Origin of the sequence: Nocardia sp. NPDC006630 (assembly GCF_040611495.1) — a bacterium.
Taxonomy (GTDB): Bacteria; Actinomycetota; Actinomycetes; order Mycobacteriales; family Mycobacteriaceae; genus Nocardia.
This window is the reverse complement of sequence record NZ_JBEXOK010000006.1, coordinates 319230-341997: the sequence shown is the minus strand read 5'-3', so window position 1 is coordinate 341997 and position 22768 is coordinate 319230. Positions and strand designations below refer to the sequence as shown.

The window sequence follows — 22768 nt, the reverse complement described above, 5'->3', positions numbered from 1 at the left end:
AGGCAACCGATGGACCTGGACGCGTATACGTTCCTGCACAAACCTTCCTGGGATCGCCTGGACGCGTTGGCAACCCGCCGCAAGAAACTCACCGGCGACGAATCCGACGAACTGGTGCTGCTGTACCGGCTCACCTCACAACAGCTGGCCCGGCTGCAATCCGGATCCGCCGAGGCGGAACTGGTGGCGGGCCTGTCCGCGATCCTCACCCGGGCCCGCGGCCGGGTCCTGGGCGCGCGTATCGACACCCTGCGTGAGATCGGCCGCTTCTTCACCCACCGCTTCCCGGCGGCCGTCTACCGGGCCTGGCCGTGGTGGGTGACGGTGGCCACGGTCTTCGTGGTCGCCTCGGCGGCGGTCGGCACGTGGGTCGCGAACTCCGAATCCGCGCGCCGCGCTCTGGGCCTCGATACCGATACGGACACACTGACCCGGCCCGGTGGCGATTTCGAGACCTATTACTACGCGCATCCGCACGACGCTTTCGCGGCGCAGGTGTGGACCAATAACGCGACGGTGGCGGCCATGTCGCTGTTCACCGGGATACTCATCCTGCCCGCGGTGTACGTAATGGCCATGAATGCCCTCAATGTGGGCATCAGCGCAGGTCTGATGTCGGACGCCGGGCGCCTGGACGCCTTCTTCGGCTACATCCTGCCGCACGGAATGCTGGAGCTGACCGCCATTTTCGTGGCCGGCGGCGCGGGCCTGAAACTGGGCTGGACACTGATCGATCCGGGCCGGGAATCCCGGCCGCAGGCCCTGGCCCGGCAGGGCCGCGCCACCGCCGCGATTGCCCTGGGCCTGGTCGTGGTGCTGCTGATCTCGGGATTCATCGAAGGATTTGTCACACCCAGCGGACTGCCGACCGCGGTGCGGATCGGAATCGGGGCGCTCGTCGAACTCGGTTTCCTGGCCTATGTGTTCGGCCTGGGACGGCGCGCGGTGCTCGAACAGGAGACCGCGGAGGCGGCGGCGCATTCGCCGAGTGGAATCGAGCACATGTCGGGCAATCCCGCGCACACCCCGGGCAATTCGCTCGGGGGCGACCCGGATCCGGTTGCGGGAGCGGCGAGTTCGACGCTGGTGGCAACGGCCCGGAAGTGATTTCCACTGGCCGCAGCGAGTCCGGCTCAGCTGCGGCCAGCGTTACCGTCGACTCTACACAAACGTTATGGGTACGCAACCTCCGACTTGCTCACCGGACGTATAACGCGACCAGGCGAAATGCCCTTTGCGCGAAGGCAACTCGAGCAGTCCGCTAATGTCCAGCTTCTACATTGCCGGCGGTCTGCGGAGGCTAATGAAACCACCCGCGCGGTACCGTTGACGCACTCGATTCGACCCCTTGCACGTGCACCGCGAGAACCCCTGTCGAATGGTTTGCCGATTAGTCCGGCCAATACTCATCACAAGCGGTTCAACCCGCGTTAAGCTGGTGTTTCTCACCTGCTCAGCACCATTGCCGAGCAGTCGCTTCGGGGGAAACAAACTGCAAGTTTGTTTAACTCTGTTTTGACTTAATGCCCGTCAGGCAATGGTCGGAGAAAATCGGGCAGATACCCGATGTGGCACCTTCCGGCAATCGATTTACACCCCTCCGCGGACCGTCGGAGGCCATCCGGCAACGCCTCGGCCGAGGAGTTCACACCGTGGTTGCGATCTTCGTCACACCTGTTCTGACCTGCGGGTTCGGCAAGCTACCCACAAGCCTTCGAGGGGTGCGGAAATGACAGTAGGCCCGATCCGGAATCCGGATCGGGCCTACTGTTTGTGGGCGAAGGGGGACTTGAACCCCCACATCCTTTCGGATACTGGCACCTGAAGCCAGCGCGTCTGCCATTCCGCCACTCGCCCGAGCGACTCGAAGAACGTATCACGGCCCGTGTGCCAAAACGAAATCACCAGGTAACCGGCGCTGGGGGCGGCGGATGCCCGCACGGGAACCCTGACCCGTTTCCGGGAGTTACAGGGGTGGACGATGGTGGATATCATGCAATCACCGTGTCCCCGCGGTGACACGCCATGTCCGCGTGCCGCCCACGTTGCCAGGAGACCAGACACGCCGCACGCTCACTTCGATGTAACCGCACTCGAGGGAGCGTCCTGACCCGAGAGGAGGGGCGATGGGGATCGTTTCGCGATTCGAACGTCGCCTCCAGGGCGCTGTCGGTGACGTCTTCGCCCGCGCCTTCGGTGGCAGCGTGGTTCCGCAGGAGGTCGAAGCCGCGTTGCAGCGCGAGGCGGCGGACCATATCCAGGACCTCGGCAGCGGACATCTGCTGGCTCCGAACAGCTACGTCATCACCATCAACGAGTCGGACCTGGGGCAGCTCGTCCAGGGCGAGGGACAGGCCGACCACGACCTCGCAGTGCGGGCTTTCGCCAAACACTTACAGGACTACATCCGTGAGCAAGGCTGGCAGACGTACGGCGAAGTGCACGTGGAGTTCGAGGCATCCCCTACGCTGCACACCGGACAGTTCAGGACACGCGGCCGTGTGGACCCGGACGCCGTCGGCGGAACCGCCGAGCGCCGGGCGGGTCCGGCGCCGGCACCTGAACGCACACCACGACCCAACCCGCAACCAGGAGCTGGCCCCATGACGCAGAACTCAGGCTACGACCCGAGTCGTGAGCCCGCGGAGTCCGATCCACGTTCCCGCGGGTACGCGCCCCCGCCCGCGAGCCGCCCGGCTCCGCAGGGCTACGGCGAATACGGCCGCGGCGGTGTGCCGGCGCAGTCGCAGTACCCCGATCAGCCCGGTTATGCCGCGCCCGATCAGCAGGGCTACGGCGAGTACCAGAACGGCTACGACTACAACCAGCCGGGCGGTGCCGGCTACGGCGCGGCCCCGCAGGGTGGTTACGCCGAGCCGGGCTACGGGCAGCAGCCCGGGTACGCCGATCAGGCCTACGGGCAGCAGCCCGGCTACGCCGACCAGGCGTACGGGCAGCAGCCGGCCGGGTACGAGCAGGGCTATGCCGAGCCCGGCTACGGCCAGCAGGGCTACGCCGAGGGCGGCCAGCCGGGTTATGCCGAGCCGGGTTACGGCCAGCAGGCGTACGAGCAGCAGGGCTACGGGCAGCAGCAGGGCTATGCCCAGCAGCCCGGCTATGCCGATCAGGCCTACGGGCAGCAGCCGGAGCAGGCCTACGGCCAGCAGCCCGGCTATGCCGACCCCGCGTACGGCCAGCAGCCCGCCGGGTACGAGCAGGGCTATGCCGACGAGCAGGGTTACGCCCAGCAGCCGGGCTACGGCCAGCAGGCCGGGTATGCGGCGCCGGCCGGCCGCGCGGCCGCCTCGGGCTACTCCGCCACCCTGCAGCTGGACGACGGCTCCGGCCGCACGTACCAGTTGCGCGAGGGCAGCAATATCATCGGCCGCGGGCAGGACGCGCACTTCCGCCTGCCCGATACCGGAGTTTCGCGGCGCCACATCGAAGTTCGATGGGACGGCCAGACCGCGATGCTCTCGGATCTGGGTTCCACCAATGGGACGCTGGTCAACGGCTCTCCCGTACAGGATTGGCAGCTCGCCGACGGGGATGTCATCCGCGCCGGGCATTCCGAGATCCTGATCCGGATCGTCTGATCCCGTAAGCTCGCGAAGCAGGTCACGATATGGCTCGAGATTCCTCGGTCGTATCGTGATCGCAACCGGTCTACGGCCCTATGATGCTGCCAATACTCACGGTGGCGCAGGGCCGCGCTGACCAGCAACCGGTTGCGGGTCCGCGGAGCTTTTTCCGTATCGACAGCCCGTACGTACGACACGGTCGAACAGGAGGTGGAGCACCGTGCAGGGATTGATCCTGCAACTCACCCGTGCGGGGTTCCTGCTGTTGTTGTGGCTGTTCGTGTGGGCCGTGCTCCGGACCTTGCGCAGTGATATCTACGCGGCCTCCGGCATTCGGGTCGCACCTCGGGCCCAAGGCGGCTCCGCGGTGCTCCCATCCTTGCGCCGAGGCCAGAAGGGCGCCAAATATCTCGTGGTGACTCAGGGTTCACTCGCCGGCACCCGCATCTCACTCGGCACACAGCCGGTGCTGATCGGGCGCGCGGACGATTCCACACTGGTCCTCACCGACGACTACGCCTCCACCCGTCATGCGCGACTCTCGCCGCGCGGGGAGGACTGGTATGTCGAGGATCTCGGTTCCACCAATGGGACCTACCTCGACCGGTCGAAGGTCACCACCCCGGTGCGAGTTCCACTCGGCACCCCTGTCCGTGTCGGGAAGACTGTGATCGAGCTGCGATCGTGACTCTTGTTCTCCGCTATGCAGCGCGCAGCGACCGTGGTCTCGTCAGAGCCAACAACGAGGATTCCGTCTACGCGGGTGCGCGCCTGCTCGCCCTCGCGGACGGCATGGGCGGCCACGCCGCCGGTGAAGTCGCCTCGCAGTTGATGATCGCCGCGCTGGCGCATCTCGACGATGACGAGCCCGGCGACGATCTGCTCGGCAAGCTGGATCGTGCTGTGCACGAAGGTAATGCCTCCATCGCCGATCAGGTCGAGGAGGAACCGGAACTCGACGGCATGGGCACCACGCTCACCGCCATCCTGTTCGCCGGCCGCAAACTCGGCCTGGCCCATATCGGTGACTCCCGCGGCTACATGCTCCGCAATGGTGAACTCACCCAGATCACCCGCGACGACACCTTCGTGCAGTCGCTGGTCGACGAGGGCCGGATCACCCCGGAGCAGGCGCACACCCACCCGCAGCGGTCGCTGATCATGCGGGCGCTCACCGGCAATGAGATCGAGCCCACGCTGGTGATGCGGGAGGCCCGCGCCGGCGATCGGTATCTGCTGTGCTCCGACGGTCTGTCGGATGTGGTCAGCGACGAGACCATCGCCAACACCATGCGCGAGGGCAGCACCGACGAATCCGCCGACCGGCTCATCGAATTGGCGCTGCGCAGTGGCGGTCCCGACAATGTGACCGTCGTCGTCGCCGATGTCATCGATCTGGATTACGGCCAGAGCCACCCCATCGTGGCCGGCGCCGCCTCCGGTGAGGACGAGGACACTCCCCCGCCGAACACCGCCGCCGGCCGGGCCGCCGCCATGCGCCCGCCGCGGGCCGCACCGCGCCGGGCCGTCCAGGCGCCGGAGCCGGAACCGCCGAAGAAGAGCCACAAGCTGCGCTGGATCGGGCTGTCGCTCGCCCTGCTCATCGCCATCGGCGCCGGGCTCACGGTGGGCTACAACATGATTCGCGGCAACTACTACGTCGGCGCCGATCACGACAAGGTCGTGGTGCTGCGCGGGCTGCCGGGTTCGGTGCTGGGCTATTCGATTCGCGATGTGGATCAGTCCGCCTGCGTCACCCGCAGCGGAGATCTCCAGATGACGTCTCCCGGTGGGGATTTCCCGTCGGGCTGCCGCAGTCTGCAGCTCACCGATCTGAAGCCGACCGGGCGTGATTCGGTCGACAAGGGTCTGCCGCCGGGGTCCCGCGACGACGCCATCAAGCAGTTGCAGAGCCTGACCCGCAACGATCTGCTGCCGCCGTGCGAGAAGCAGCAGCCGGTGGTGCCGCCCGTCGTCACCCCGCCGGTCGATCCGAACGCCCCTCCGGTCACCACCACCGCGGCGGCCCCGCCGACCACCACCGTGCCCGGCGCTCCGGCCGGCTCCGGTGACAATCATCAGCTGGAACCGCGTGCACCGGTTCCGTCCACCACGATCGCGCCGCAGACGCCGGGGCAGAACTGCAGGGTGGCGGACTGATGTCCGCACCGGCACCACCGTCCGCTGGGGCCTTTCCCAGTCCACCGGGCGGATTCGCTCCCGCGCCTCCGCCGTCCACCCGGCGGAACGTGGAACTGCTGCTGCTCGGTCTGGCGGCAGTGGTGACGACGGTGTCGCTGGTGCTGGTCGAGGCCAGTCAGGAACAGGAGATCACGTGGGAGATCGCCAAACTCGGCGCCGCCTACCTGGCCCTGTTCGGGGTGGCGCATTTGGCGGTCCGCCGGTACGCACCCTTCGCCGATCCCCTCCTACTACCCATCGTGGCCCTGCTGAACGGGCTCGGGCTGGTGCTGATCCATCGACTCGACCTGGCCGAGAAGCAGGACGCCTTCCTCGCTTCGCAGCCCATCCCCTCCCCCGATGCCAACCAGCAGGTGCTGTGGACGGGGTTGGGGATGGTGGTTTTCACGGGCCTGTTGATTCTGCTGCGGGACTACCGCACGCTGGCCCGTTACGCCTACACGCTCGGCCTGGTCGGGCTGGCCGCGCTGGCCCTCCCGGCCGTGCTGCCGGACCGGTTCTCCCAGGTGAACGGCGCCAAGATCTGGATTCGACTGCCCGGCTTCAGTGTTCAGCCCGGCGAGTTCGCGAAGATCCTGCTGATCATCTTCTTCGCGGGGGTGCTGGTCGCCAAGCGTGATCTGTTCACCGCCGCGGGCAGGCACGTATTCCGGCTGGAACTGCCGCGCGCCCGGGATATGGGTCCGATCCTGCTGGTCTGGATCGTCTGCGTCGGCGTGCTGGTGGTTGAGAAGGACCTCGGCACCTCGCTGCTCATCTTCTGCACGGTGCTGTGCATGCTCTACATCGCGACCGAGCGGGTCGGCTGGGTGGCGGTCGGCACGGTGCTGCTGGCCATCGGATTCGTCTTCGCCTACAACGCCTTCGGGCATGTGCGGGTGCGCGTCGAGACCTGGCTGCACCCGTTCGCCGACTACAACAACACCGGCTATCAGATTTCGCAGTCGCTGTTCGGGCTGGCCACCGGCGGTCTCGCCGGGACCGGGCTGGGCAGCGGGCGGCCGTCACAGGTGCCGTTCGCCAAAACCGACTTCATCATCTCCGCGATCGGTGAGGAGCTCGGCCTGATCGGGCTCTCCGCCGTGCTGATGCTGTTCTGCGTGTTCGTGATTCGCGGCATCCGCACCGCGCTCGCGGTGCGCGACAGCTTCGGCAAGCTGCTCGCGGCGGGGCTGGCCTTCACCATCGCCATCCAGGTCTTCGTGGTGGTCGGCGGTGTCACCAAGCTGATTCCGCTGACCGGCCTCACCACACCGTTCATGTCCTACGGCGGCTCTTCGCTGCTGGCCAACTACGCGCTGGTGGCGCTGCTGATCAAGGTGTCCGATGCGGCGCGGGCGCCGGCCCCGGTCCGGAAGAAGCCGCAGGAGTCCATCACCGACGCGCCCACCGAACTGCTGCGGCGACCGAAGGGGGGCACCGCGTGAACACACCGCTGCGCCGCGTGGCCATGGCGGTCATGCTGATGATCGTGGCTCTGCTGGCCAATGCCACCTACGTGCAGGTGATCAAGGCCGACAGTCTGCGCAACGATCCGCGCAATGTGCGGGTGCTGCTGGACGAGTACGCGCGTCAGCGCGGCCAGATCTCCGCACAGGGCACCGTGCTCGCGAGCTCGGTCTCCACCGACGATCGCTACAAGTACCTGCGCACCTACCCGACCGATCCGCTGGCCTACGCGCCGGCGACCGGTTTCTACTCCATGCAGTACGGCAGCACCGGACTCGAGCACGCCGAGGATTCGGTGCTCAACGGCTCCGACAATCAGCTGTTCGGGCGGCGGCTCATCGATATGATCTCCGGCCGGGATCCGCGCGGCGGCAATGTGATCACCACGTTGAACCCGGCCATGCAGAAGGTCGCCTACGACCAGCTGACGGCCAAGGGCTACACCGGATCCGTGGTGGCGATCGAGCCGAGCACCGGGCGCATTCTGACCATGGTGTCCACCCCGTCCTACGATCCCAATCTGCTCTCCGGGCACGACGGGGCCGCGTCCTCACAGGCCTGGGAGACGCTGCAGGCGGATCCGCGCCAGCCCATGCTGAATCGTGCTGTCTCGCAGACGTATCCGCCGGGCTCCACGTTCAAGGTGATCACCGCGGCCGCCGCGCTGTCCGGCAATATCGCGCAGACGACCGACCAGTTCACAGCGGCGCCGCGAATCACCCTGCCGGACACCACAACCACGCTGGAGAACTACAACGGCACGCACTGCGGTGCGGGCGACGCCGCCACCGTATCCATGGCCGACGCGTTCAAGCTGTCGTGTAACACCGCTTTCGCAGAGGTCGGTATGAAGGTGGGGGCCGCGAAACTCAAGGACGAGGCCGCGGCCTTCGGCGTCGGCCAGCACCCCAATATTCCGATGCCGTGGGCGGACAGCACCGTCGGCACCATTCCCGACGCACCGGCACTCGCCCAGAGCAGTATCGGGCAGCGCGATGTGGCGCTCACCCCGCTCGACAACGCGGTCATCGCGGCGACCGTCGCCAATGGCGGCGTCCGCATGCAGCCGCATTTGGTGGACCAGCTGCAAGCCCCCGATCTGAGCACATTGGAGACCATCAAGCCGATGTCGGTCGGGCAGGCGATCAGCGCACCGGTGGCCACCCAGCTCACCAACATGATGATCGAATCGGAGAAGAACACCACGGGAGGGGGACAGAGCGCGTACACGATCGCGTCCAAGACGGGCACCGCCGAACACGGCACCGATCCGCGCAACACCCCTCCGCACGCCTGGTACATCGCCTTCGCACCGGCGCAGAACCCGAAGATCGCGATCGCGGTGATCGTCGAGAACGGCGGCGACCGGGCACTGGCCGCCACCGGTGGGTCGGTGGCAGCGCCGGTCGCCCGCGCGGTGCTCAACGCCGGGCTGGGGAGCTGAACGACATGAACGCGCAAGGTAGACAGGGTCGGAAATGCTGAACAACGGTGCATTGATCGCGGACCGCTACCGGCTGCATCGGCTGATCGCCACCGGTGGAATGGGCCAGGTCTGGGAAGCTCTCGACACACGACTCGATCGCCGGGTCGCGGTGAAGGTGCTCAAGGCGGAATTCTCCGCCGACCCCACCTTCCGCCATCGCTTCCGCACCGAGGCCCGGACCACCGCGCAGCTCAATCACCCCGGCATCGCAGGCATCTACGACTACGGCGAGACCATGGATCCCTCGGGCGGCGAAACCGCCTATCTGGTCATGGAACTCGTACAGGGCGAACCGCTCAACGCGGTGCTGAGCCGGCTCGGCCGGCTGTCGGTCCAGCAGGGTCTGGACATGCTCGAGCAGACCGGGCGCGCACTGCAGGTCGCACACGCCGCGGGCGTGGTGCACCGGGATGTGAAGCCCGGCAACATACTTGTGACGCCGACGGGTCAGGTGAAGATCACCGACTTCGGCATCGCCAAGGTGGTCGACGCCTCGCCGGTCACCAAGACCGGCATGGTCATGGGCACCGCCCAGTACATCGCGCCGGAGCAGGCCACCGGCGAGGACGCCACCTCCGCCTCCGACGTGTACGCGCTCGGCGTGGTCGGCTACGAGGCGCTCGCCGGCGAGCGGCCGTTCACCGGTGACGGCGCGCTCACCGTGGCCATGAAGCATGTGCGCGAAACGCCGCCGCCGCTGCCGGCCGATCTGCCGCCGAACGTGCGCGAACTCATCGAAGTCACCATGGCGAAGGATCCGCAGCAGCGGTTCGCCACCGGCGGCGAATTCGCCGACGCGGTGGCCGCCGTGCGGTCCGGTAGACGGCCCCCGCCCACCGGCGGTATGGCGACCACCGCCATGACCAGCGGGGCCGCCCGCATCATGCCGCCCGACGGGCCGACCGTCATGATTCCCGGCGGCCGCGGCGACCAGCCCACCATGCGGTACTCCACCCCGTCGCAGCAGATGCGGCAGCAGCAGCCCGGCGACGGCGCCACCGTCATGATGTCGGGTCCGCGCCCGCCCGCCGGACCGGTCACCCTGGCTCCGGCGGCGACCGGCGGGGATGGTGGCGGGCGCTTCACCAACAGCCAGAAGGCCATGGCCGGACTCGGTGTCGGTGCGCTGATCCTCGGCGGCGCAGCGGCTTTCGTGCTGCTCAGCGGCTCGCCGCCGGAGTCGACGCCGAACACCCGCACCAGCGTGGTGGTCGCACCGCCGCCGGTCATCACCACGACAACACCACCGCCGACCACGACCACCCGGGAGCGGCCGGTGCCGCCGCCCGTCGTGACGACCGACGATCCGCCGACCACGACGGACGCGCCCACGACCACACCAGCGCCGACGACGACACCGCAGAACACGACCACGCCGCAGACGACGACGCCGCAGAACACGACCACCCGGCCGGCCTGGCCGACCACCAGTCGCTACCCCCGCCCCACCTGGGACATACCATCATGGCCAGCGGTTCCCGGTGCCCGCGGATACGGCAACGGACACGATGAGTACGGGCAAGCGGTACCCGGAGCCGGTGGATACGCAGGAACGTCGGACAGCAGTGCTCCAGTCATCCCCCAAGGACAGTCATGACGACCCCGAAGAATCTCTCGTCCCGCTACGAGCTGGGCGAGATCATCGGCTTCGGTGGCATGTCCGAGGTACACAAGGCGCGCGATCTACGCCTCGGCCGCGATGTGGCGATCAAGGTGCTGCGCGCCGACCTGGCCCGGGACCCCACCTTCTATCTGCGTTTCAAGCGTGAGGCGCAGAATGCGGCGGCGCTGAACCATCCCGCCATCGTCGCCGTCTACGACACCGGTGAGGCCGAGATCGACGGCGGCCCACTGCCTTACATCGTGATGGAGTACGTCGACGGCGACACCCTGCGTGACATCGTGCGCGGCAAGGGCCCGATGGCCCCGCGCCGCGCCATGGAGGTCATCGCGGATGTGTGTGCGGCGCTGGACTTCTCGCACCGCAACGGCATCGTGCACCGGGATATGAAGCCCGCCAACATCATGATCAACCGCGCGGGCGCGGTGAAGGTGATGGACTTCGGCATCGCACGCGCGCTGGCCGACAGCTCCAACCCCATGACGCAGACCGCCGCCGTCATCGGCACCGCCCAGTACCTCTCCCCCGAGCAGGCCCGCGGCGAGCAGGTGGACGCGCGCTCCGACGTGTACTCCGTCGGCTGTGTGCTCTTCGAAATCCTCACCGGCGAACCACCTTTCACCGGTGATTCGCCCGTCGCCGTGGCGTACCAGCATGTGCGCGAAGACCCGCGGCTGCCCTCGCACGTGCACCCCGGCGTACCGCGCGAACTCGACTCCGTCGTGCTCAAGGCCATGAGCAAGAACCCGGCCAACCGGTATCAGACCGCCGCCGAAATGCGCGCCGATCTGATCCGGGTGCTGGGAGGGCAGAAGCCCACCGCGCCCATGGTCATGAACGACGAGGATCGCAATAATTTCCTCGACGACGATCTGCCGCCGCCGCGCAGCTACCGCACGGTCGAGCGCCGCGACGACACCACCGAACAGGAACTCGTCGAGGCCGGCCGTGGTGGCGGAGGCGGCGGCGGCGGACGCCGGAACGGGCTCATCGCGGCCGTCGTCGTCGCCGTGCTCGCCGTCGGCGGCGTGCTGTTCTGGGCGTTCGTCGGACCCGGCAGCCATGCCGACCAGGTGGCGGTGCCCGAGCTCTCGAACCAGAATTACCAACTCGCACAGCGGGATCTGGAGAAGCTCGGCTTCAGCGTCGCGATTCAGAACAAACCGGACCCGAAGGTCGCGCAGGACAATGTGATCGCCACCCAGCCCCTGGGCGGCTCCCGCATCGACAAGGGCAGCACGATCACCTTGCAGGTCTCCAGCGGACCGTCGCAGGTGGCGGTGCCGCGCCTGGCCGGATTGACCCAGCAGCAGGCCGAACAGCAGCTCAATTCCGTTGGGCTGCGGCTCAATCCGGATGTGCGCCGGGAAGCCTCCAGTGTCGACGAGAAGGACAAGGTCACCAGCCAGAATCCGGTCGAGGCGCAGAAGATCGACACCGGCGGGCAGGTCACCATCAGCCTCGGCTCCGGCCCGGACAAGGTCCGCGTCCCGGATGTCGTCGGCCAGTCCATCGATGTGGCGCAACCGAATCTGACCGACAGCTCGGGTTTCAAGGTCACCATTCAGGAAGTGCCGAGCAATCAGGCCAAGGGCACCGTGATCAGCACCGATCCGGCCGCCGGCACCCAGGCCGACAAGGGTTCGACGGTGACCGTGCAGGTCGCCTCCGGTGATCAGATCCCCATGCCCAGCCTCATCGGCCTCTCCCCCGGGCAGGCCGCCGACGCGCTGCGGCAGCGCGGCTGGAACGGGCAGATCAGTCAGAACACGCAGAGCACGCTGGATCCCAGCGGGGTCGGCCGCATCATCGCCCAGCAGCCGTCCGCCGGATCGTCCATCGCCAAGAATCAGACGGTGACCATTACCGTCGGCGCGTCACTGCTCGGCCCGCCGTGAGTTGATACGCCTTGGGGGTGTGCGGGATTCCCGCGCACCCCCTTTTTTCATAGTTGCAGGTGCCGGTTCATGGACATGGCTTCATCTGCGAGATCGGACAATTCGACTACCTCGATGCCGTGCTCGCGGAGTTTCTCCACACCCTGGCAGTTGTCCACAAAGGTGCCGGGTTCGCGCCAGGCGATGACCACGCGCCGAATGCCCGCCGCCAGAATGCGATCCGTGCACGGCGCGCGGTCCTTGCTGCCGCGCTGCGAACAGGGCTCCAGGGTGCTGTAGAGGGTGGCGTGCGGCAGGCGCGGGTCGTCGCCGAGCTTGTTCAGCGCGGATTCCTCGGCGTGCACCTTGTCATCGGTCTCCCGGGACCAGCCGTGCATGATCTCGACACCGTCCGCGCCGACGATCACCGCGCCGACGGAGAAGGCGGTGTCACTGGGCGGGCACAGGCGCGCCAGGCCGATGGCATGCCGCATCCAGCCCCGATCCCCCCGTGTTTCATCCGGCACTCGAATCCTCCTTCGGCAGATAGCGCAGCAGGGCGATATCACCGATCCGGCTGACCTCGGCCAGCTGCATGCGGTGTCGAGAACTATCCACAATTGTCCCCAGGAAGCGGGGCGCGGCCGGATCACCGATCACCAGCGGCGCGATCGCCATGCTGATCTCGTCGACCAGACCGGCCGCCAGGAAGGCGGTGTGGATGGCGCCGCCGCCCTCCACCATCAGGCGGGCGATATCGCGTTTGCCGAGATCGTCCAGCAGGGTCGCGAAATCGACCGCCGCACCCAGGGATACGACCTCCGCGAGATCGTCCAGGCGGTCACCGATCCGCGCCGCACCGGAATCGGTGGTGTAGACCAGCCTTTCGCCGCCGTGCTGCCAGAACCGCAGCGCCGGATCGAGATCCCCGGCCGCGGTGACGATCACCCGCAGCGGATATTCGGGCTGCCCGGCCGCGAGCCGCTGCAACCGCCGGTCCGGATTGCTGACCAGCAGCCGCGGATTGTCGCTGCGCAGCGTCTGCGCGCCGATCAGAATCGCGTCGGAGGCGGCGCGCAGCGCATCGACCCGATCGAAATCGGCCGCATTGGACAGCAGCAGCCGATCCGGTCCGGCATCGTCGATATAGCCGTCGATGCTGACTGCCACCGACAGCAGCACATGCGGTCGCCCTCGACCGGTCGTCATGCCCCGCTCATTCGGTATGCCGTCATACCAGCGCCGCGACCTCCGCCTCGAGGGTCTTCACGAGCGCCTCGGCGGGACGCTCGCCGCACACGCCCAGCCAGTTCGCCAGCATGCGATGCCCGCCCTGGGTGAGCACCGATTCGGGATGGAACTGCACCCCCTGGATCGGCAGGGTGCGATGCCGCATGGCCATGACGATGCCGGATTCGGTGCGGCCCAGCACCTCCAGCTCCGGCGGCATGGTCTCCTCGAGCACGGTCAGGGAGTGGTAGCGGGTGGCCGTGAACGGATCCGGCAGACCGGCCAGTACGCCCGCGCCGATGTGGAAGACCTCGCTGGTCTTGCCATGCAACAGTTCCGGGGCGCGGGTCACGGTGGCGCCGAACGCCACGCCGATCGCCTGATGGCCCAGGCAGACCCCGAGCAGCGGGCGCTCGTGCCGGGCGCAGGCCTTGACCAGTTCGATGCTGACGCCCGCGCGCTCCGGCGTGCCCGGGCCGGGGCTGATCAGAATTCCGTCGAACTCCTGCACGACGGCATCGAGATCAGCCAATTGCGGATCGTCATTGCGCCAGACAACAGCCTCGGCACCCAGCTGTCCTAGATACTGGACCAGGTTGAACACGAAGCTGTCGTAGTTGTCGACGACCAATACACGCATGATTCGAGACTAGTGGGCGGGTCCCGCCGCGTCGCATGCAATACCGTCGTTTATTCCCCCAGAGTGGCTCGCACAGGTTGTGCTCGAGTGACCTGGGATAATGTCTACCGAGACTGCACGCCGAAACTGAGGACGTCATGCCCAAGTCGAAGGTCCGGAAGAAGACCGACTACACGATCAACCCGGCCAGCCGCACGCCTGTGAAGGTGAAGTCGGCCGGCCCGTCGCCGGTCTGGTACGTCGCCATCATGCTGGGCTTCATGCTCGCGGGTCTGGTGTGGTTGCTGGTGTATTACCTGGCAGCCGAGCACATCACCTGGATGAGCGATCTGGGCGCGTGGAACTTCCTGATCGGGTTCGGCCTCATGGTCGTGGGCCTGATCATGACCATGCGCTGGCGATGAGTTCCTTACACCACTGTTATTCATGCACACCTGTGGATGAGCTTGTGGACAACTCGAGGAGAAAGTGGGGAAAGTGACTGCTGAGCCCCAGCTCTCCTGGTCCACACCCCCGGCCGCGCTGGCCGTTTGCGGCCTCGGCGGCATCATCCTCGCCGTGGCCGTCGTCGTCTCGAACGACGGCCCGGGACGGCTGCTCATCGGCCTGGCCGCGCTCGGCCTGCTCTTCTTGGCCGGAATGGGACTGCGGCAGCGCCCGCGCCTGTCCGTGGAGCCCGGGCCGGTGCCGCACATCGTGGTGCGCGGCCTCACCGGACCGCAGTACTACACACCCGAGCAGGTGCTGCGCGCCCGCGTGGTGAGCTATCGCCGCCTCGGACGCCGCATGCCCATGCTGGAGATGGATGTGGATCACCAGGGCGAGGAGAAGCTGATCATCTTCGGGCGCTGGGATCTCGGCACCCGGCCGGAGAACGTGCTCGACACGTTGCGCGGCTATCTCGTGAATCAGTAGCGCCTCACCGCACGCCCGTCAGTACAGCGTCGGCGCGCCCACCACGGTGACGATCACCGCGATCAGGCCCACCGCGGCCACCGCGATCCAGCCGATCCGCATGGCCAGGGCGGGCGTACTCGCGCGCAACCAGCGCGGCAGGTACAGGATGCCGCCGGCCGCGACGGTACCGGCCAGCAGGCCGCCCAGATGCGCCCAGACGGAAATGCCCGGCACCGAGAAGGTGATGATCAGGTTGATCACCAGCAGCACCATGATCTGGGTGAGGTTCTGCCGCGTCCGCAGCATCACCACGGCCACCGCGCCGAACAATCCGAAGATCGCGCCCGAGGCGCCCGCCGAGGCCGTCAGCGGATCCGACAGCACGGTCACCGCCGCCGAACCGCCCAGCAGCGAGACCGCGTACACCGACAGGTACCGGGCCCGGCCCAGCGCGATCTCGCAGTAGGGGCCGAGCACGTACAGCGCGAACATGTTCGCCAGCAGGTGGATCGGGCCGTAGTGCAGGAACGCGGAGCCGATCACCCGCACCCACTGCCCGTGCCCGACCAGCGCCGGCACCAGCATCCAGTCCACGAACAGATCCGAGCGCTGGTTGTCCATCACACTGCGGGCCTGGAATGCGGTGATCGCGAAGACCAGTACATTCACCGCGATGAGTGACCAGGTGACATACGGTTCCGGGCGCTTGGACTGTACCGACCCGGCCTGATTGCGGACCGGCCGCACATCCTGGCGGCCCTGCTGCACGCACTCCACGCAGTGCTGCCCGACCGCGGCCGGGGTCAGGCACTCCGGGCAGGACGGGCGCCCGCACCTGGTGCAGGCCAGACCGGTGGGGCGGTCGGGATGGCGGTAGCAGGTCGGTGCGGGCTGCTGCGGATTCATGGCGAATTCTCTTCGGGGTAGGCCGGATTCAGGAGAGCGTGATCCCGGAGATCTTGATCTCGTCCTTGGGCCGATCATTGCGGTCGGTGGCGGCATTCGCGATCGCATCGACGATCTTGCGCGAATCCGGGTCCACCACCTCGCCGAAAATCGTGTGCTTGCGGTTCAGGTGCGACTGCGGGCCGACCGTGATGAAGAACTGCGAGCCGTTGGTGGCCGGTCCGGCATTGGCCATGGCCAGCAGGTAGCCGCGATCGAAACGCAGGTCCGGGTGGAACTCGTCCTTGAACTCGTACCCCGGGCCGCCGCGTCCGGTGCCGGTCGGATCGCCGCCCTGGATCATGAAGCCGTCGATGATGCGGTGGAAGATCGACCCGTCGTAGAACGGGCCCTCGGTGGTGCCGGAGGCGTTCGCGGTCGTATAGGGCGCGGTGCCGTCGGCCAGGCCGATGAAATTGCGGACCGTCGCGGGGGCGTGGTTACCGAAGAGCGCGATCTTGATGTCGCCCTGATTGGTGTGCAGCGTCGCAACAGCAGTCTGATTCGGTGAGGTCACGCAGCACAGCGTAGAGGCCGGGGTGGACTGCGCGGTTCCACGGCACACCAACAGCGACCGTGACCTGCTCGATGCGATTCCCTGCCCGGAATCGGGCACAAATGTTGGCGAAATGACATTCATCGGGCAGGCTCAGGGCGTGACTGACGGGGTTCCGGTCGATCTGGTGCGCCATGTGGCGGCCTCTACGGGGCTGCCCGACGCCATCGCGGCGCGGGTGGTCGCCGATGTCGTCGGATATTTCGACGAAACGGCAGAGCAGTTCGTGCGCCGCAGACACGCCGAACTGCAACGCCGCCAGGTGCGCAATGCCGAAATCTGGCAGCGCATCGCGAGCGAACTGGCGCAATACCGGGTGGCCGCCCCCGAATTCACCGAACGGCAGCTGCGCCGCATCGTCTACGGATAGACAGAGGAGAGCTTCGCGCAATGTGTGGAATCGTCGGATACATCGGGCACCGTGAGTCCGTGCCGGTCCTGCTCGAGGGCCTGCACCGCCTCGAATACCGGGGCTACGACTCCGCCGGACTGGCCGTGCCGCACCGCGGCCGGCTGCGGATCACCAAAACCCAGGGCCGCGTGCAGGATCTGCGCAATCGCGTCGACGCGGAGGGCGCGCGCCTGCGCGGCACCGTCGGCATCGCACACACCCGCTGGGCCACCCACGGTGAACCCAGTGACGCCAATGCGCATCCGCACACCGACGGCAGCGGGCGGATCGCCGTGGTGCACAACGGCATCGTGGAGAACGCCGAACAACTGCGCGCCGCACTGACCGCCGACGGCGTGGAATTCCTCTCCGACACCGATACCGAGGCCATCGCGCATCTCATTGCCGCCTGCCTCGACGATACGGAGTCGCTCGAGGACGCCGTCCGCACCGCACTGCACAGTGTCGAAGGCACTTTCGGTCTGCTGGTGCTGGATTCGCGCCGTCCCGACGAACTCGTCGTGGCCCGCAACGGCAGCCCCATCGTGCTCGGCGTCGGCGACGGCGAGATGTTCGTGGCCTCCGATGTGGCGGCACTGGTGCACCACACCCAGCGTGTGGTCTTCCTCGACGACGGCGAACTGGCCACCGTGAAGGCGGGCGAATTCCGCACCAGCACACTGGGACTGGATGCCAGCCGGACCGACAAAACGCCCACCACCATCGATATGGCGGCCGAGGACTACGCACTCGGCGGCTATCCGGACTTCATGCGCAAGGAAATGGCCGAACAGCCCGACGCGGTCCGCCGGGCACTGCGCGGCCGGCTCGACGAACGCTTCGCCACCGCGATTCTGGGCGGGCTGAACATGGACGCGCGGGAACTGCGCGGCATTCGCAAGGTCGTCTTCCTCGGCTGCGGCTCCGCCTATTACGCGGGGCAGCTGGGCGCCCAGCTGATCGAGGAACTGGCGCGCATCCCCGCGACCGCCGAACCCGCCTCCGAATTCCGCTACCGCAATCCGGTCGTCGATCCGGACGCGCTGTACATCGCCATCAGCCAGTCCGGCGAGACCCTGGACACCCTGGCCGCGGTGCAGGAGCTGCAGCGCAAGGGCGGCCGGGTCATCGGCGCGGTGAACGCCGTGGGCAGCGCCATCGCCCGCGAATGCGGGGCCGGTATGTTCCTGCACGCCGGGCCCGAAGTCTCGGTGGCCTCCACCAAGGCGCTCACCAATATGACCGTCTCCTTCGCCATGCTGGCGCTGCTGCTGGGCCGCGTGCGCGACCTGTCGGCCGCCGGGGGCGAGCGCATCGTCACCGGTCTGCGCGCGCTGCCGGAGGCCATCGAATCGGTGCTCGATCAGGACGCCGAGATCGCCGAGATCGCGAACCGCTACGCCAAGGCGCGCAGCATGTTCTTCGTCGGCCGGGTGCGCGGCTGGCCGGTGGCCCGCGAGGGTGCGCAGAAGCTCAAGGAGATCTCCTACATCCACGCCGAGGCGTACCAGGGTTCCGAACTCAAGCACGGCCCGCTCGCCCTCATTGATCCGGACATGCCGAGCGTGGTCCTGATCCCCGGTGACGAACTGCTCGCGAAGAACATCACCACCATCGAGCAGATCAAGGCTCGCGGCGGACCGGTGATTGCCATCACCAATACCGACCTGCCGCCCGGGCTGGCCGATGCGGTCATCCGGGTCCCCGCGGTCGCGCGGGAACTGGACCCCATCATCCTGACCATCCCGCTCCAGCTGCTGGCCTATCACATGGCCGTCGCCCTGGACCGGGATGTGGACAAGCCCCGCAACCTGGCCAAGAGCGTTACCGTCGAGTAACCCCCGGACGCGCACTCGGGTGCGCGAAATCCATTGCTGTGTCACAGTGGTCGGATGGAGCTGGGGCGTTTTCGTAGTCGAATCATCGTGGCGGCAGTGCTTGCTATCGCGGGCGGCGCCATTGCGTTTTTCGTGAGCCGGCGACCCCAGCCGCCGGTCCCCGCCGCGGAGCCGCCGCGCCTGGGATACTCCCGCAACGGCTCCAGCCCTTCTCCGATCGCGGAATCCGCGCGCTGAGAAGGTAATTCGTCGGCCTCCCGAGTCAGCGACTCACGGAGCGCTTGTACTGCGCCAGCGCCAGCGGCACGAATACGGCGAGAATCACCACGACCCACAGCAGCGTTGTCGCCACCGGATGCTGCATCGGCCACACATCGGTGCTCGGCCCCATCGGACTGGTATTGCCGAACAGATCGCGGCTCGCCTGCGTCACCGCCGAAACCGGATTCCACTCCGCGATCACCCGTAGGACGGTGGGCAGGGTGGCGGTGGGAACGAAGGTATTGGCGATGAAGGTCAGCGGGAAGATCACCATGAAGCTGGCATTGTTGTAGACCTCCGGCGCGCGCACCAGCAGGCCGACCACCGCCATGATCCATGAGACGGCGTAGGCGAAGAGCAGCAGCAGCACGTAGGCGAGCACGGCATCGAGGAACGAACCGCGAATGCGCCAGCCCACCGCAAGACCGGTCAGCGACATGACCACCAGGCTCACCAGATTGATGCACACATCGGCGAGCGTGCGCCCGATGAGCACGGCCGACGGCGCCATGGGCAGCGACCGGAAGCGGTCGATAATGCCCTTCTGCATATCCTCCGCGAGACTGAGCCCGGTGAAGGTGGCGCCGAAGACCACGGTCTGCGCGAAGATGCCGGCGATCAGGAATTCGCGATATGACGTGCCCTGCAACTGAATTGCCGAACCGAAAACATACGCGAACAGCAGCACGAACATGATCGGCGACAGCGTCGAGAAGATCAGCACGTCGGGCACGCGCCGGATCTTGATGACATTGCGCTTGGTGATGGTGACGCTGTCGGTGAACACCATCGCCAAACGCGCTGCGGGCGAAGGATTGTCGACGGTGGTCTGGAGTGCGGCGCTCATCGGGCACCGCCCGCGGCCTGCTCGGCGGACTTGGCGCCATTGATCAGATCGTCGGCCTCGTGCCCCGTCAGCGACAGGAACACATCGTCCAGCGAGGGCCTGCGCAAGCCGACATCATGAATGACCACTTCATGTTTGGCGAGTAGCCCGATGGCATCCACCAGTGCCTGCGAGCCGTCGTTCACCGGCACGATAATGCGCCGCATACTGGGTTCGAGCCGAATCTCGCCCTGCGCCAAGCCTTCCAGCGCCCGCTGGGCAATGCCCAGATTGTCCGCATGGTCGACAACAAGCTCGATGCGATCGCCACCCACGAGCGCCTTCAGCTCATCGGAGGTGCCCTCGGCAATGACCTTGCCGTGGTCGATGACCGCGATGGAATCGGCGAGTCTGTCCGCCTCCTCCATGTACTGCGTGGTCAGCAGGAGCGTGGTGCCGCCGGCGACCAATTCGTCGATGACATCCCAGAGATCCAGGCGCGCACGGGGATCCAGCCCGGTGGTCGGTTCGTCCAGGAACAGCACCGGCGGATTCGCCACCAGCGCGCCCGCCAGATCGAGGCGTCTACGCATACCGCCCGAATAGCCCTTCACCGGACGATCGGCGGCATCGGAGAGCCGGAAACGGTCCAGCAGCTCCCGCGCTCGCTCCTTACTGCGCTGCACGCCCATGTGATAGAGGCGGCCGACCATCTCGAGATTCTCGAAGCCCGTGAGGTATTCGTCCACGGCCGCGTACTGACCGGACGCGCCGATGCGCGCGCGCAGCCGCTGCGGTTCGCGCAGAACATCAACGCCCGCAACGGTTGCCCGCCCGGCATCGGGCACCAGCAACGTAGTGAGTACGCGCACGGTGGTGGTCTTGCCCGCGCCGTTGGGACCGAGCAGTGCGGTGACGGTGCCTTCCGGCACCACAAGATCGAGTCCGTCAAGTGCGACCAGTTTGCCGTATTTCTTGACCAGACCCTCGGCGACGATTGCGTCGGGCATGATTCTCCTGATGTCTCGCGAGTTGGCAGCCGCAGGGGCTCTGAGCTGCACAGATGCTACTGAACAAGACCGGACATTCAGGGCAAGTATGCCCCGGCACAGCGGCGGAGGCCACACATTAACGACCACATCCCGCCGGGGGTCCGAGGCAGGCAGCTCCCGTGCGAACATATGTTCGCACGCGGGTACGACACTTTTTCCCGCAAAAAATCTTCGAACGCGATGCCCCGATTTCCACGCAATCAGCCGGTGTCGCGTAGGATCGATCGCGTCGGCCCCTCCCCCCCGGGCCGACCTTACGCGGGCCTCGGCTAACTCCCCCCCTTCGCCGAGGCCCGCCCCCATGTCTGCACCGCCTTACTGACCCGCCTCCCCGAACCTTTTGGCCAGACTTAGGTTGTGGGACAGTCGCGTTGGCGACCGGCGGTCAGGTGGTGACTGAGTCAGCCCGTACCCGGTGAGTTACCCCGAACGGAACCAAATCAGTTGTCGCCTGAATCAAACGGACGAACTTCGCGAACTTCGTTGTGGCGCAGGACGTGCCCGTGGAGGCGGTTGATGCCCTTCACTCGGACCGTGCGCAGGTGGCGGAGATCGAATTGCGGGTCGCCGACAATCGACTGTGCCGCACTGTCATCGATGAGTACGGTGCCCGGGCGGGCCACACCCGTAAGGCGGGCCGCAACATTCACGACCGAGCCGTAGAGGTCGCCGAAGCGCTGCAGGACGTCGCCGTAGGCCAGGCCGACCCGGAGCTCCTGGGTGACGCCGTGTGAGGCGGTGGCGGCCTCCTGGATGGCCAGGGCGATGCGGGCGCCGTCCTTCGCGGTATTGGCCGCGAACATGACTTCGTCGCCGACGTTCTTGATGACCCAACCACCATGCGCCGTAATGGCATTGCTGGTGGCCGTCTCGAACGCCTCCAGCAGCGAGGAGAGCTCCTCGGGATCCAGGTGCCGGGTCAGGCGGGTGTAGCCGACCATATCGGCGAAGCCGACGGCCAGCACCCGCATGGTGTCCCCCGCGACCGCGCCCTCCTCCAGCGACCGCGACAGCGCCGCATCCAGATGCCGCCGCCACGCATAGGACATGAGCGCCTCGAGCTCGGCCACCACCTCTTCGGTCGCGGCGCGCGCCACCTGTTCGTGATCGGCCGCCGGATCCTCGGCGGTGTTCTTCGCGATGCGATCCAGGATCTCCTCGGTCACCAGATCGACCTGCCATTCGGCCAGCCGGGCCATGGAGCGGCCCAGGGTGCGCGCGGCGGTCGTCTGCCGGTGAATATCCGCGGAGGCAAGCACATTCAGCTTGCTGAAGGTTTTGGCCGCATCGATATCGGCATCGGTGTACTCGACGGCCGAATCGTCCGGATCGGCCGGAAAACCGAGAGAAACCCACAGGCGCCGCGTCAGCGAGGAGGGCACCTTGGTGAGCGCGGTGACCTCGCGCCGATTGTATTTGCGCTGCCCGTTCAGCAGGAACGGCTCCACCACCGATTGGACCAGCTTGGAGATCTCCGGGGAAGCCATGCAGCCACCTTACGGGGCGCGTGTGCTCGGAATAAGACAGCCACGAAGGGCTGTGAGAATTAACGAGTGGAGCCTAGGGGAATCGAACCCCTAACCCCTGCCTTGCAAAGGCAGTGCTCTGCCAATTGAGCTAAGGCCCCCAGCCGGGATGCTGTGTCTCCACAGGATCCCGAAGAGGATCAGCGAGTGGTGACCTCGTGCCAGAGGTCCGCATCGCTTCGCTGGCGCAGCTTGCTGATTCCGAAGATCACTGCGGCGACAATGCCGATCGTCAGGAGAAATTTCATGAATCCCACCCTACTGTGATGTTCAGGAGTGGGCCTAGGAGGACTTGAACCTCCGACCTCTTCGTTATCAGCGAAGCGCTCTAACCGCCTGAGCTATAGGCCCTCATCCCGGTCCGAGTCTGTGACTCGAACCGAGGCTGAA

At 66.8% G+C, this 22768-nt stretch carries 21 protein-coding genes and 3 tRNA genes; 12 read left to right on the top strand and 12 right to left on the bottom strand.

Annotated elements, in window-relative coordinates:
• The first annotated feature begins 9 nt into the window (after positions 1-9).
• Positions 10-1107 carry a stage II sporulation protein M gene (locus ABZX86_RS19815; RefSeq protein ID WP_355125376.1) on the top strand — a complete coding sequence of 366 codons (1098 nt, stop codon included), beginning with the start codon at positions 10-12 and terminating at the stop codon, positions 1105-1107.
• A gap of 667 nt (positions 1108-1774) precedes the next feature.
• Here the strand turns inward: ABZX86_RS19815 and ABZX86_RS19810 are convergent.
• Positions 1775-1857 (bottom strand) — tRNA-Leu (locus tag ABZX86_RS19810).
• Between the two features lie 269 nt (positions 1858-2126).
• Between ABZX86_RS19810 and ABZX86_RS19805 the strand changes: the two genes are divergently transcribed.
• The 7 genes from ABZX86_RS19805 to pknB all read left to right on the top strand — a co-directional run bounded on the left by ABZX86_RS19805 (position 2127) and on the right by pknB (position 12237).
• The gene (locus ABZX86_RS19805) at positions 2127-3596 is read left to right on the top strand and encodes an FhaA domain-containing protein (protein WP_355125374.1); all 1470 of its coding nucleotides are present in this window, start codon (positions 2127-2129) and stop codon (positions 3594-3596) included.
• Positions 3597-3801: 205 nt separating this feature from the next.
• Complete coding sequence (locus ABZX86_RS19800; protein WP_327142981.1) at positions 3802-4269, top strand: FHA domain-containing protein; 468 nt, start codon at positions 3802-3804, stop codon at positions 4267-4269.
• Positions 4266-5741 (top strand): PP2C family serine/threonine-protein phosphatase, encoded by a 1476-nt coding sequence (locus ABZX86_RS19795; RefSeq protein WP_355125371.1) that lies wholly within the window; start codon positions 4266-4268, stop codon positions 5739-5741. Before ABZX86_RS19800 ends, ABZX86_RS19795 begins: the two co-directional genes overlap by 4 nt.
• Positions 5741-7210: an FtsW/RodA/SpoVE family cell cycle protein gene (locus ABZX86_RS19790; protein WP_355125369.1), complete on the top strand. Its 1470-nt coding sequence runs from the start codon at positions 5741-5743 to the stop codon at positions 7208-7210. Before ABZX86_RS19795 ends, ABZX86_RS19790 begins: the two co-directional genes overlap by 1 nt.
• A complete protein-coding gene (locus ABZX86_RS19785; protein ID WP_355125367.1) occupies positions 7207-8676 on the top strand; it encodes a penicillin-binding protein 2 in 1470 nt (489 codons plus the stop codon). Before ABZX86_RS19790 ends, ABZX86_RS19785 begins: the two co-directional genes overlap by 4 nt.
• 34 nt (positions 8677-8710) lie before the next feature.
• Entirely contained in the window at positions 8711-10315 is a 1605-nt protein-coding gene (locus ABZX86_RS19780) for a serine/threonine-protein kinase (RefSeq protein WP_355125365.1), read from the top strand.
• On the top strand, positions 10312-12237 hold the full coding sequence (gene pknB, locus ABZX86_RS19775) for a Stk1 family PASTA domain-containing Ser/Thr kinase (protein ID WP_355125363.1): 1926 nt from the start codon (positions 10312-10314) through the stop codon (positions 12235-12237). The genes ABZX86_RS19780 and pknB overlap by 4 nt, the downstream gene beginning before the upstream one ends.
• Positions 12238-12284: 47 nt before the next feature.
• Here the strand turns inward: pknB and ABZX86_RS19770 are convergent, their stop codons facing one another.
• From ABZX86_RS19770 to ABZX86_RS19760, 3 genes are read right to left on the bottom strand one after another with little or no spacing between them, the layout of a single operon-like run.
• Positions 12285-12743 (bottom strand): dCMP deaminase, encoded by a 459-nt coding sequence (locus tag ABZX86_RS19770; RefSeq protein ID WP_355125361.1) that lies wholly within the window; start codon positions 12741-12743, stop codon positions 12285-12287.
• A complete protein-coding gene (locus ABZX86_RS19765) occupies positions 12733-13425 on the bottom strand; it encodes a dihydrofolate reductase family protein (protein WP_355125359.1) in 693 nt (230 codons plus the stop codon). The genes ABZX86_RS19770 and ABZX86_RS19765 overlap by 11 nt, the downstream gene beginning before the upstream one ends.
• 22 nt (positions 13426-13447) lie before the next feature.
• A complete protein-coding gene (locus ABZX86_RS19760; RefSeq protein ID WP_327142973.1) occupies positions 13448-14086 on the bottom strand; it encodes an aminodeoxychorismate/anthranilate synthase component II in 639 nt (212 codons plus the stop codon).
• A 137-nt stretch (positions 14087-14223) separates the two neighbouring features.
• Here ABZX86_RS19760 and crgA point away from each other — a divergent pair, with 137 nt between their 5' ends.
• Complete coding sequence (crgA, locus tag ABZX86_RS19755; protein WP_327142972.1) at positions 14224-14490, top strand: cell division protein CrgA; 267 nt, start codon at positions 14224-14226, stop codon at positions 14488-14490.
• Between the two features lie 73 nt (positions 14491-14563).
• On the top strand, positions 14564-15001 hold the full coding sequence (locus ABZX86_RS19750) for a PH domain-containing protein (protein ID WP_355125356.1): 438 nt from the start codon (positions 14564-14566) through the stop codon (positions 14999-15001).
• 18 nt (positions 15002-15019) lie between these two features.
• Here the strand turns inward: ABZX86_RS19750 and ABZX86_RS19745 are convergent, their stop codons facing one another.
• Positions 15020-15889 carry a rhomboid family intramembrane serine protease gene (locus ABZX86_RS19745; RefSeq protein ID WP_355125354.1) on the bottom strand — a complete coding sequence of 290 codons (870 nt, stop codon included), beginning with the start codon at positions 15887-15889 and terminating at the stop codon, positions 15020-15022.
• Between the two features lie 28 nt (positions 15890-15917).
• Positions 15918-16445 carry a peptidylprolyl isomerase gene (locus ABZX86_RS19740; RefSeq protein WP_355125352.1) on the bottom strand — a complete coding sequence of 176 codons (528 nt, stop codon included), beginning with the start codon at positions 16443-16445 and terminating at the stop codon, positions 15918-15920.
• Positions 16446-16584: 139 nt separating this feature from the next.
• Between ABZX86_RS19740 and ABZX86_RS19735 the strand changes: the two genes are divergently transcribed.
• Together ABZX86_RS19735 and glmS are read left to right on the top strand one after the other, a co-directional pair.
• A complete protein-coding gene (locus ABZX86_RS19735; protein WP_355125350.1) occupies positions 16585-16854 on the top strand; it encodes a hypothetical protein in 270 nt (89 codons plus the stop codon).
• Positions 16855-16874: 20 nt separating this feature from the next.
• Positions 16875-18713, top strand: a complete 1839-nt coding sequence (gene glmS, locus ABZX86_RS19730; protein WP_355125348.1) for a glutamine--fructose-6-phosphate transaminase (isomerizing) — start codon at positions 16875-16877, stop codon at positions 18711-18713.
• 262 nt (positions 18714-18975) lie between these two features.
• Here glmS and ABZX86_RS19725 read toward each other — a convergent pair whose 3' ends face one another.
• The 6 genes from ABZX86_RS19725 to ABZX86_RS19700 form a co-directional block, all read right to left on the bottom strand.
• Complete coding sequence (locus tag ABZX86_RS19725) at positions 18976-19764, bottom strand: ABC transporter permease (RefSeq protein ID WP_355125855.1); 789 nt, start codon at positions 19762-19764, stop codon at positions 18976-18978.
• Between the two features lie 53 nt (positions 19765-19817).
• Positions 19818-20810, bottom strand: a complete 993-nt coding sequence (locus ABZX86_RS19720; RefSeq protein WP_355125346.1) for an ATP-binding cassette domain-containing protein — start codon at positions 20808-20810, stop codon at positions 19818-19820.
• Positions 20811-21292: 482 nt separating this feature from the next.
• A complete protein-coding gene (locus ABZX86_RS19715; RefSeq protein ID WP_355125344.1) occupies positions 21293-22339 on the bottom strand; it encodes an adenylate/guanylate cyclase domain-containing protein in 1047 nt (348 codons plus the stop codon).
• Between the two features lie 67 nt (positions 22340-22406).
• Positions 22407-22479 (bottom strand) — tRNA-Ala (locus tag ABZX86_RS19710).
• A 39-nt stretch (positions 22480-22518) separates the two neighbouring features.
• Positions 22519-22626, bottom strand: coding sequence for a DLW-39 family protein (locus ABZX86_RS19705; RefSeq protein ID WP_355125342.1), 108 nt, complete (start codon positions 22624-22626; stop codon positions 22519-22521).
• A 29-nt stretch (positions 22627-22655) separates the two neighbouring features.
• A tRNA-Ile gene (locus ABZX86_RS19700) sits at positions 22656-22729 on the bottom strand.
• Between the last annotated feature and the right edge of the window lie 39 nt (positions 22730-22768).